The 9054-nt window shown below is 63.0% G+C and carries 7 protein-coding genes and 2 pseudogenes; 2 read left to right on the top strand and 7 right to left on the bottom strand.

The genetic code is table 11. The annotated features are described in order from the left end of the window. Positions 1 to 73 precede the first annotated feature (73 nt). Positions 74 to 334 (bottom strand): annotated as a pseudogene (locus XpopCFBP1817_RS23285) (XopE/AvrPphe family type III secretion system effector); the annotation flags it as partial. 446 nt (positions 335 to 780) lie between these two features. Here XpopCFBP1817_RS23285 and XpopCFBP1817_RS17985 point away from each other — a divergent pair. After that, positions 781 to 1848: pseudogene (locus tag XpopCFBP1817_RS17985) on the top strand (calcineurin-like phosphoesterase C-terminal domain-containing protein); the annotation flags it as partial. A 292-nt stretch (positions 1849 to 2140) separates the two neighbouring features. On the opposite strand, the gene XpopCFBP1817_RS17980 reads toward XpopCFBP1817_RS17985, so the two are convergent. The 6 genes from XpopCFBP1817_RS17980 to XpopCFBP1817_RS17955 all read right to left on the bottom strand — a co-directional run bounded on the left by XpopCFBP1817_RS17980 (position 2141) and on the right by XpopCFBP1817_RS17955 (position 8648). Further along, the gene (locus XpopCFBP1817_RS17980) at positions 2141 to 3241 is read right to left on the bottom strand and encodes a C13 family peptidase (protein ID WP_128418166.1); all 1101 of its coding nucleotides are present in this window, start codon (positions 3239 to 3241) and stop codon (positions 2141 to 2143) included. A gap of 352 nt (positions 3242 to 3593) precedes the next feature. Further along, complete coding sequence (mtnC, locus tag XpopCFBP1817_RS17975; RefSeq protein ID WP_128418165.1) at positions 3594 to 4292, bottom strand: acireductone synthase; 699 nt, start codon at positions 4290 to 4292, stop codon at positions 3594 to 3596. A 2-nt stretch (positions 4293 to 4294) separates the two neighbouring features. Next, positions 4295 to 4861, bottom strand: a complete 567-nt coding sequence (locus tag XpopCFBP1817_RS17970; RefSeq protein WP_128418164.1) for a 1,2-dihydroxy-3-keto-5-methylthiopentene dioxygenase — start codon at positions 4859 to 4861, stop codon at positions 4295 to 4297. A 41-nt stretch (positions 4862 to 4902) separates the two neighbouring features. Then, entirely contained in the window at positions 4903 to 5556 is a 654-nt protein-coding gene (locus XpopCFBP1817_RS17965; RefSeq protein WP_128418163.1) for a methylthioribulose 1-phosphate dehydratase, read from the bottom strand. A gap of 73 nt (positions 5557 to 5629) precedes the next feature. Beyond that, positions 5630 to 7060 (bottom strand): amino acid permease, encoded by a 1431-nt coding sequence (locus XpopCFBP1817_RS17960; protein ID WP_128418162.1) that lies wholly within the window; start codon positions 7058 to 7060, stop codon positions 5630 to 5632. Positions 7061 to 7175: 115 nt separating this feature from the next. Beyond that, entirely contained in the window at positions 7176 to 8648 is a 1473-nt protein-coding gene (locus XpopCFBP1817_RS17955) for an amino acid permease (protein WP_167393973.1), read from the bottom strand. A 187-nt stretch (positions 8649 to 8835) separates the two neighbouring features. On the opposite strand from XpopCFBP1817_RS17955, the gene XpopCFBP1817_RS17950 reads away from it, so the two are divergent. Then, positions 8836 to 9015, top strand: coding sequence for a hypothetical protein (locus XpopCFBP1817_RS17950; RefSeq protein WP_128418160.1), 180 nt, complete (start codon positions 8836 to 8838; stop codon positions 9013 to 9015). The last annotated feature ends 39 nt before the right edge of the window (positions 9016 to 9054 follow it).

Genomic DNA, 9054 nt, shown 5'->3' with positions numbered 1-9054 from the left:
ATTAGGGAAAATTGCTCTGGTGTGATCTCCATACCCGATAGTTTACTCGCTCAGGCCATTAGTGTTAACAGGCCCTAGCGTCTTCGATGGGTCTGCCGTTGATGCACATACCAAGCTGGTAGGCCGCCTGCTGAACTTCGTGCGGCTGTAGGGTCGGATGCCCGGCGCCAGCCCGCCTCGCCCTGCGAGCCCCGAGTGATGGAAAGCCATGCAGGCTGGGTGACATGGACGCCTCGGAAAATGAAGGCGTAGAGGGCGGGGTTTGCTCTGTGGCGTGGGTTGGATAATGACCAGGTGAACCTGCCACGCTCGGCTTTGAAGCGCATAGACCCATTTTTCAACTCCTGCAGTACTGAGTCATCAAGGTTAGCGAGAAGCTCTCCGATTCGCGTAGGCTCACCGAAGTCATGGCTGGGACCACGAAGAATTGGCGCTGGCGCCCCGGTGACAATGCCATTCCGATGGCAAGACCGACGGGCAGCTACACGCGCGTGCTTGCCGGCAAGTACGCCTGCCCACCCGAAAGATTGCGGCGAACCCTGGGGCAATGCCGACATGCTCAGAGTGCTTGCGGGCCGACGCGACATTCGTAGGAGTGAACTGTCGAGTGGTTGGGCGGTCGAACACGAAGTCCATCGACCACACCTAGTTGGGCGGGCCCTTCGATCATGAGGTGTTCGATATTGATGAGGCCAGGGAGCGCCTGGCCGAATACGTCGAGGTGTCGATGCCAAAAGCCCAATCCGCCGTTTGAGCTGATCGGCTTGCGTGGTGACGCGGGGCTGGAACTTGGGTGACGGAATTTCCGGCGGTTCCGGCTTACAACCCCTTGAACAAGGTCACCACGCAGCTGGGCGTGCCGTGGTTCCATGTACCGGGCAATCACGATCTCAACTTCGATGCGGGCGACGATGTGCATTCGCTGGATCGCTGGCGTGCGGTCTACGGTCCGGACACCTATGCGGTGGAAGAGGCCAACGCCAGCTTCGTGTTCCTGGACGATGTGAGCTATACGCCGGGCGGCAAACCGGCTTATGTCTGCGGCCTACGCGAGGATCAATTCGTGTTCCTGCAGGCGTATCTGGCGCAGTTGCCGCGCGAGCGCCTGTTGGTGCTGGGCATGCATATTCCCTTGTTCGATGCAGCGCCCGGGCAGGAGACGTTCCGGCATGCCGATCGCAATCGTTTGTTTGCGTTGCTGAAGGAGTTTCCGCGTGTGCTGGTGCTCAGCGGGCACAGCCATACCCAGCGGCAGGTCGATCACGGCGCCGACGAAGGTTGGCAGGGCGCTCGCCCGCTGCACGAATACAATGTGGGCGCGGCCTGCGGTGCGTTCTGGTCGGGCGCCAAGGATGCAGACGGCATTCCCACCGCCACGATGAGCGACGGCACGCCGAATGGTAAGCGGTGCTGCAGGTGGCACCCAGCGGCGACTACACGCTGGCGTATCACGCCGCGCGCGCGGCCGGTGACACCCAGCTGCTGCTGCAGGCGCCCAAGGTGCTGCGCCAGGGCGCGTATGCGGCGTGGGGCATCTACGCCAATGTGTTCATGGGCCAGGACGATACGGTTGTCGAGATGCGGATCGACACTGGCGCATGGCAGCCGATGAAGCGGGTGGAGCGCGCCGACCCGCGCCTGCTGGCCGATAAGGTGCGCGACGATGCGGCCGAGCAATTGCGCGGCTACGACCGCTCGCCCGAGGCCACACCGTCCACGCATCTATGGCGTGGCGCGTTGCCGACCACGCTGGAGGTTGGTGAGCACGCGGTCGAGGTGCGCGCTGCGCTGCCGACCGGGCAGTACAGCGCACGCACGGTGTATCTCTTGCAGCGTGCCGATCCTTGATGGGGAGGCGAGCGTGCATGGCGCTGCAGGTTGTCGCGGTGAAGCCCGTCGCGCACAGGTACGCTCCTACGGCATCGCTGTGAGGAATCGGTTGCGTTGGATGCGCCGCTTAATCCCTAACGTCAGAAACACAAACGCCTCCACGAGGGAGGCGTATTGGGATCCAGGCTGGCAAGCGATGGCACGCTGGCGGGGATCGATGCTGGCTGGCGTGAGCTTGCTGGCTGCGCCAGTGTAGCGAGGCCGCGTAGGCGCTGATGAAATGAGAATTAGTCTCAGCGTGTTGCAGTTGTCATGGTGTCGATGGCGTAGGTACATGCGACGGTGCGCGCGCAGTGGTGGAGGCCGCCGGCACCTTGGGTTTCGCCGGGCTGCCCGCTGACTCAGCGTCGGAGTGGGCTTTTGGATCGACGGCCTGCTCGGCTTCCGGCGCATCCTCCAGCGGCGGATACGGATAGGCAACGGCCGGCCCTGCGTGCAGCCCCGCACGCCAGCGTGCCAGCACCGGCGCGATGCGTTTGCCGAGCGATTGCTGCGGCAACGAAGGCAATTCGCCCTCCTGTTTCTCACGCGCAGTGATGGCCGCCTTGGCCATATCGAACGCGGCCACCGGGTCGTCGCTCTGGTTTATCGCATCGATCAGCCAGGCCTGGCCGAAATAGGTTGCGTTGGAGGTATTGCCGCAGCCAAACGAGGACCTATCGGCACGCGCAGCGGTGAGGATCAGCGTGTCAGGCGAGCGCAGCGCCGGAATGAAACCGCCCGAATAGCATGCCGACAGCACGATGATGCGATTGCCGATGCCGGCATCGTCCAGCGCCTTGCGCAGGTCCTGCGGGCTGATGAAATCTTCTTCGTCCTGGTCCACTTGCACGTAGAGCGTGCGATCTTCGGTGCCGTGGGTGGTGACGAATAGCAGCAGCGCATCTTCCTTGCGATCGATGCGTTTGCCGACCGCGGCAAGCGTGTCGTAGAGATTGTCGTAGGTCGCCAGCGGTGCGTACGGATGCTCGCCCAAATTGTCCGGGTTGTTGACCAGCGTGACCACGCGGCCGCGTGCATCGAAGCGTTGTTCGAACAGCTGCTTGAGGTACAGCGTTTCGTTGCGGAACACATCGTCGCTGGCATCGCCGGCAAAGCCGACCACGAATAAATCGGTCACCCCTGGGCGCTGTTGCTGTAGCGCTTTCACTGCCTGCGCAAGTGCGGCCTGGTCGACCGGATCGACCGGATCGACCTCGTCCTGACTTGTCGACGCCTGGCTCGCCGCAGACTGGCTCGGCAATGCGGCACCGGCATCCCGATGGCAGCCCGACATCAAGGTAACGACGACGATCAATAGCGAGAGGCGCCGCAGCAAGGCGTTCGGTCCGAAGGTGGCATGCAGCGACATGAAAAACGCCGAGGTCTGAGAGAGACGGGTGGAGCGCCTGGGCGCAGTGATCGCAATGCAGACCGTGAGATCGCACAACGTGCATCGATCCACTTCAAATGTGTCTTGCAGCACACGTATTGCAGAAGCAGGTTTTGCAGAAGCCACGTTTTATAAAAGCTGGCCTTGTAGAACAACCGTTGCCAACAGTGAGCGGCGACGCCTGCCGGCAGAACGCCGCAAAAAACTAGCGGGCGTTTGCCAAGTGGATGCGCAAGGCGTGCTCGATACTTCAGCGTACAAATAACACAGACCACGCCGAACACCGACTGCGCTCACCTAACAATGAGCGCAGTCGGATTGTCGACCGCGCTTACAGCACCAACTGGCTAAAACTCTCCACGCGCTGATGACTACCCACATCCTCGGCCGAGCGCGGAGTGGGGTAGTCCTCAAGACGGTCCAGCAGTGCAGTACGCATACCGGCACGTTTGGCGGCATCGAGTTCTTCGATCACGTCCGACAGAAACAGGATCTCGCCAGGCGGTACACCGATGCGTTCGGCGATGCGGCGGTAGCTGGCGCTCTCGCGCTTGGGGCCGACCTCGGTATCGAACCAGTCGCTGACCAGCCCGCTCAGATCGCCCGCATCGCTATGGGCGAAGAACAGTTTCTGCGCCGGCACCGAGCCCGACGAATACACGTACAGCGGAATGCCCGCCGCATGCCATGCCTGCAGCTGGATCGCTGCATCGGCGTAGATGTGCGCAGTAAAGTCGGCGGTCCTGTAGCCATCGCCCCAGATCATCCCCTGCAGGGCCTTGAGCGCGGTGTGCTTGCGGTCTTCGTCGATCCAGGTCTGCAGCGTGCTGACCAGAACTTCGTCGGGCACGTCCTCTCCGATGTCGTCGGCCACCTGGTTGAGCCAGTGCCGCACCTGCGGGTGGCCGCCGTGCTCTTGCACATAGGCCGGCATGGCGCGGCGCGCATACGGAAACAACACGTCCTTGATGAACGAGATGCTGCTGGTGGTGCCTTCGATATCGGTAAGGAGCGCGTGCGGTCGTGTCATCGTCAGCTGGCCTTTGGAGGTTTCTCGGGGGCGTAGCGGGGGAATTGTTGGGCGATTTCGGTACCGGTGAAGTGACCGACCCAGCCATCGGGCTCGGTGAAGAAGCGGATCGCCACAAAGTGCGGCTCCGGCCCCATGTCGAACCAGTGCAAGGTGCTGTCTGGCACCGCGATCAGGTCGTCCTTAACGCATTCGATCTCGTAGACCGTGTCGTCCACGTGCAGCGTGAACTGGCCCGAGCCGGCAACGAAAAAGCGCACTTCGTCTTCCTTGTGGAAGTGCTCGTCCAGAAACTTGGCGCGCATTTCTTCGCGCTTGGGATTATCCGGCGCGATGCTGACCACATCGACAGTCTTCAGGCCGCGCTCGGCGCTCAGCCGCTCGATGTCGTCGCGGTATGCCGCCATCACCTGTTCGGGTGTGGCGCCCGGCTCGATCGGCTGCGTGGCATGCCAGCGCTCGAAGGTCACCCCGATCTTGCTCAGCGCGGCAGCGATCTGCTCGCCGTCGCGGCTATCGAACTGCAGCAGGTTGGGATCTGAATCGTTGTAGATGCGAAGTCGGCTCATGGCGATCTGGCTCACAAGGGGGTGGGGAAGGCGGCGATCACTCAGCGCCTGGCGCGCAGTTTCAGCAGTTCGAGTTCGCAATGCAGCAGGAATTCGAAGGCCTCCAGGTGGCGGAGTGCCTCGGCCATATTGTGGCCCCAGGCATACAGACCGTGCCCTTCGATGAGATACCCCCACAGGTTCTGTTTGTCCAGCAAGGCCTCGACCTGCGCGGCCAGCACCTGCATGTCCTGGGTGTTGGCGAACACCGGCACGTCTACGGAGTTTTCATGGGTGGTGTTGCCTTCGAAGGCTTTCAACAGCTCATAGCCCTCCAGCCGGATGACGCCGCTGCCGGCGTACAGCCGCGAGGCAATGGTCTGCACCAGCGAATGCGTGTGCAGCACGCAGCCAATCTCCGGAAACCGGCGATACAGCTGGGTGTGCAGCAGCGTTTCCGCAGACGGGCGCAACGGCCGGCCGACCGCCAGGCCATCGAAGTCCACCACCATGATGTCTTCTTCGACCAGGCGGCCCTTGTCGCGGCCGGAGACGGTGATCGCGGCGTGCTGTTCGTCCAGACGATGGGAAAAGTTGCTGCTGGTGGCAGGCGTCCAGCCGGCCTGGGCCAGCTCGCGGATGTTGCCGATCAGCAACTGCGCCAGCTCGTGCAGACGCGCGGCGCTATAGGGCAGGGGGGCAATGGTCGCATTCATGCCTCTATTCTACCGCTCCACCGGATCACGGCCAGGTGCAGCCCAGCAGGCCGCTCGCCTGCCACGCGCGTGCTCAGCGACCGTCGCGCAAACGGCTGTGCCGATAACCGTAGCCGAAGTAAATCACCAGCCCGACCAGCGTCCAGATGCCCATCAGCATCCAGTTGTGCAGGGTCATCGCTGACAGCAATGCCAGGCAGCTCAACACGCCGGCGCTGCAGATCAGCCAGGCCACCGGCATGCGGAACGGACGCGGCAGTTCCGGGTGGGTGCGGCGTAGGATCAACACGCCGGCGCATACCGCCGAAAACGCGATTAGCGTGCCCATCGAGGTCAACTCACCCAGCACGTCCAGCGGAAAGACCGCCGCCAGCAAGGCGATGCCGACACCAGTGATGACGGTATTGATATGCGGGGTGCGGTACTTGGGATGGATGCGGGTGAAGATCGATGGCAGCAGCCCATCGCGCGCAATGATCATGAAGATGCGCGGCTGCCCGATGATCATCACCAGCACCACCGACGACAGCCCGATCAACGCCCCGACTTCCACGATCACGCGCAACCAGGCCAGCTGCGGATGCGCCGCCACTGCGGTCACCACCGGTTCGTCTGTGCCCAGCAAGGTGTACGGCACCAAGCCGGTCATCACCGCGGCCATCGCGATGTAGAGCAAGGTGCAGATGACCAGCGACAGGATCATGCCGATCGGCAGATCGCGTTGCGGGCGATGCGATTCCTGCGCCGCTACCGACACCGCTTCGAAGCCGATGTAGGCGAAGAACACCATCGCCGCGCCGCGCAACACGCCTTCCATGCCGTACTTGCCCGGGCCTTCGTTGGCCGGGATGAACGGGTGCCAGTTGGCCGTATCCACATACTTCCAGCCCACTGCGATCACCAGGATGATCAGCGCGGTCTTGAGGATCACCATCGCCATGTTCATCGCCGACGACTTGCGAATGCCCACATAACAGAGCCAGGTCAGCAGCAGCACGATGCCGGCCGCGGGCAGGTTGGCGATCGCGCCGGTTTGCTGCAGCTTGCCGTCCAGCGGTGCGCTGACGAAGGCGGCCGGCAGATGAATCCCGAAGTGTTCCAGCAGGCTGAGGAAATAACCGGTCCAGCTGACCGCCACTGCCGAGGCGGACACGCCGTATTCCAGCACCAGCATCCAGCCGATGAACCAGGCGGCCAGTTCGCCGAAGGTGGCGTAGGTGTAGGTGTATGCGCTGCCGGAGACCGGCACCATCGCGGCGAATTCGGCGTAGGCCATCGCGCAGAACGCGCAGCACACCGCCGCCAGCACGAACGACAGCATGATCGCCGGTCCGGCATGGTCGGCCGCGGCTTGCCCGGTGATGACGAAGATGCCGCCGCCGATCACCGCGCCGATGCCCAGGGCGGTCAGTCCCCACGGCCCGAGTGCGCGTTGCAGGCCCAGCCCGTCGGCCGCCTCATGGCTGGCGTGCGGGTGTTTGGTGGCCCAGAGTTGTTTGAACATGCAGCGGTTCCTGTTGAATCCCTGCACGTGGAGGTGCGGGCTTTTGCGAGGGGGTCGCGTCACCAAATTCCCGCACATGCAGGTGCGGGTGCGGGCTCGTGCGAGGGACTCGCAGTCAAACCTTTTGGGCCAGCCGGCTATGGCGGATGCCGTAACCGAAATAGATGAACAGACCGATCACGGTCCAGCCCAGGAACACCTTCCAGTGTTCCTGGAAGGCCTGGAAGAACAGGAACAGACAGGCCACTGCACCCAGCGGGCAGATCACCATTGCCAGCGGCACCCGGAACGGGCGCTCCAGTTCGGGCTTTGTGAAACGCAGCACCATCACCCCGGCGCACACCGTAGCGAAGGCGAGCAGGGTGCCCATCGACACCAGTTCGCCCAGCACGCTGAGTGGGATCAGCCCGGCCAGTGTTGCCGCCACCACGCCGACAATCACGGTGCCGACATACGGCGTGTGGAATTTGGGATGCACCTTGCCGAACAGCTTGGGCATCAAGCCGTCGCGGGCCATGGTGTAGAAGATGCGCGGCTGCGCCATCAGCATCACCAGCACCACCGATGACAGACCTGCGATCGCGCCGATCTCCACCAGCGTCTTCAACCAGGTCAGCTGCGGATGTGCCTCCAGCGCAGTGGCCACCGGCTTGGACGTGCCCAGCTGCGTGTACGGCATCAGCCCGGTCAGCACCGCGCAGACGATGATGTAGATGATGGTGCACGCCGCCAGCGAACCCAGGATGCCGATCGGCATGTTGCGCTGCGGGTCCTTGGTTTCGCCGGCCGAGGTGGAGACTGCATCGAAGCCGATATAGGCAAAGAACACGATCGAGGCGGCGCGGAACACGCCGCTCCAGCCAAACACGCCCGGCGCGGTGTTTTCGGGAATGAAGGGGTGCCAGTTGGCCGGATCGATATACGCCGCGCCGAAGCCGACGAACAGGCAGATCACCGCGATCTTGATCGCTACGACAATCGCGTTGATGAAGGCCGACTGTGTGATGCCGACGTAGCACAACCCGCTCACCGCAGTCACGATCAGCACAGCGGGCAGGTTGAGGATGTTGCCGGAAGCGACGAACGCGCCATCGGCCCAGGCCAGCGGCGCGTTGGTCAGCTCCGTCGGGAACGGCAACCCCAGCGTACCGGTGATGAAACTGATGAGATAGGCCGACCACGCCACCGCGACGCTGGAGCCTGCAAACAGATACTCCAGTACCAGGCACCAGCCGATGAACCATGCCACGCCTTCGCCGAGGGTCGCATATGAATACGAGTAGGCGCTGCCGGAGACAGGCATCATCGCGGCGAATTCGGCATAACACAGGCCGGCGAACGTACACGCCAGACCGGCAAACACGAACGACAGCATCACTGCCGGGCCTGCGTGGTTGGCGGCGGCCTGACCGGTCATCACGAAGATGCCTGCGCCGATCACCGCGCCGATGCCAAGCATGATCAGGTGCTTGGCGGTGAGGGTGCGTTGCAGCGTGGCCTCGCCTTGCAGGCTGCCCTCGACCGGTTCGCCGGCATCGACATGTCCGGCAGGTTCGATCGGTTTGACCCTCAACAAAGACTTCAGCATTCGGTACATCCTAAGTGGCAAAGCTAAGGCGTGCGCGCCTTGAAGAAGGTGGTGCGCCGCATCCCGATGGGACAGGCAAGCGGCCTACCGTGCCAAAGCTACGCGCTCACGACAAGCACGTACGCAGCATGAACGACGATAATGGCCGCTTGGCCCGCAACGGGCGACCGAGAACGACAGATGGTGGATGCGACTCTGCAACAGGAACTGGCTGCCTACCGCGCACGCTGGCTATGTGGTGATCGCCGGCGAGAACGAGGACTTCCAGGTCAGCGAGGAGTCGCTGGCCCTGGCGTGGAGGCCGATCGCCGAGCTGCTCGCGGAACCGGAGCTGGATCTGAGGTTTCCCCACGTTTTCCCGAGATAGATCAGCTGGTTGCACCCGGATCGTGTAGAAACAAGTGCG

It is taken from the genome of Xanthomonas populi (assembly GCF_002940065.1).
Classification (GTDB): Bacteria; Pseudomonadota; Gammaproteobacteria; order Xanthomonadales; family Xanthomonadaceae; genus Xanthomonas; species Xanthomonas populi.
The sequence above is the reverse complement of the archived record's forward strand: the minus strand, read 5'-3'. Positions and strand labels throughout refer to the sequence as shown.

Coding starts and splice junctions, on each gene's coding strand:
- XpopCFBP1817_RS17980 (WP_128418166.1), bottom strand. CDS start 3,241: ATGTCGCTGCATGCCACCTTCGGACCGAACGCCTTGCTGCGGCGCCTC.
- mtnC (WP_128418165.1), bottom strand. CDS start 4,292: ATGACACGACCGCACGCGCTCCTTACCGATATCGAAGGCACCACCAGC.
- XpopCFBP1817_RS17970 (WP_128418164.1), bottom strand. CDS start 4,861: ATGAGCCGACTTCGCATCTACAACGATTCAGATCCCAACCTGCTGCAG.
- XpopCFBP1817_RS17965 (WP_128418163.1), bottom strand. CDS start 5,556: ATGAATGCGACCATTGCCCCCCTGCCCTATAGCGCCGCGCGTCTGCAC.
- XpopCFBP1817_RS17960 (WP_128418162.1), bottom strand. CDS start 7,060: ATGTTCAAACAACTCTGGGCCACCAAACACCCGCACGCCAGCCATGAG.
- XpopCFBP1817_RS17955 (WP_167393973.1), bottom strand. CDS start 8,648: ATGCTGAAGTCTTTGTTGAGGGTCAAACCGATCGAACCTGCCGGACAT.
- XpopCFBP1817_RS17950 (WP_128418160.1), top strand. CDS start 8,836: ATGCGACTCTGCAACAGGAACTGGCTGCCTACCGCGCACGCTGGCTAT.